Source organism: Lacticaseibacillus zeae DSM 20178 = KCTC 3804, assembly GCF_000260435.1.
GTDB classification, from domain to species: domain Bacteria; phylum Bacillota; class Bacilli; order Lactobacillales; family Lactobacillaceae; genus Lacticaseibacillus; species Lacticaseibacillus zeae.
The window spans coordinates 1-1,156 of the sequence record NZ_BACQ01000088.1; the positions used below are offsets into that span (position 1 = coordinate 1).

Sequence of the window (1,156 nt, forward strand, 5' to 3'; positions counted from 1 at the left end):
GTGGATCCAGGGCCAGGCCAAAACTCAATCCGGTAAATCGCCAGACGAAATCAAAGCGATGGAAAAGCGACTGGGTTCGCTGTCTGAGGAGAACGAAATCCTAAAAAAAGCCCTGGGCTTCCTTGCGCAGAAGTAACCAATATCTTTGATTACATTCACCAAGAAAGCCATCACCACCAGGTAACCAAGATGTGCCGAATCCTCGGTGTTTCCAGAGCTCAGTATTATCGTTATCGATCCCCCAAACCTTAAAAACGCCGGGCCGAAGATGCGGGCTTGAAACAACGGATTCTGCGGATCTTTGCGGAATTTAAGCAGCGATACGGTGTTATGAAGATCCACCATGAATTGAATCTGGAACTTCAACCACTGCAGCTTCGGTGCAGTCCACGACGGATTTCCTGGCTCATGAAGGAACTGGATATCCACTCCGTTACCGTCAATAAGTGGAAAGCGGCTTCGGCTTCCAAAACCAAGGTTGAACAGCGTCCCAACTTGCTTAAGCAGGATTTCTCGACCACTGGTTTAAATCAAAAATGGACCGCTGATATGACCTATATTCAAACGAAGCGTAATGGCTGGTGTTACTTATCAACCATCATGGATTTGCACTCACGACGGATTATCGGCTATTCGTTCTCAAAAAAGATGGCCACTGATTTAGTCATAAAGACCCTTGAAAGCGCGGTTAAAAATCGAACCATTACTGGGGACCTGATTATCCATACGGATTTAGGATCACAGTATACCAGCGATGATTACAATCAACGTTTAACTGAACTACATATCCGCCACTCATACAGCCGTAAGGGTTGTCCGTATGATAATGCGCCAATGGAATCCTTTCACGCTTCCCTCAAAAAGGAATGTGTTTATCCACTGCCGGTCTTTGAAGATTATGAAACTGCCGCTGCCGTCCTTTTTGAATATGTGCATGCTTTCTACAATAGGAAGAGAATTCATAGTTCACTGGGCTACCAGACCCCCTTACAAGTTGAAATTGCAACACTTACGAGCCAAATGGGCGCCTGATTTAATGCTTTCCAGGGTTCAAATAAGTTATTAATCGCGATTAATGATTTATTTGAGCTGTGGAAGGTAAACGCGGTTCTGAATGTCTCTTAAAATCTGTCTCAAATATTGACTTCAATCCAGG

1 pseudogene is annotated in these 1,156 nt (G+C 44.6%); it reads left to right on the forward strand.

Annotated features, from left to right (window positions below):
- Positions 1-267 precede the first annotated feature (267 nt).
- A pseudogene (locus tag GSO_RS15255) lies at positions 268-1,032 on the forward strand (IS3 family transposase); the annotation flags it as partial.
- Positions 1,033-1,156 lie beyond the last annotated feature (124 nt).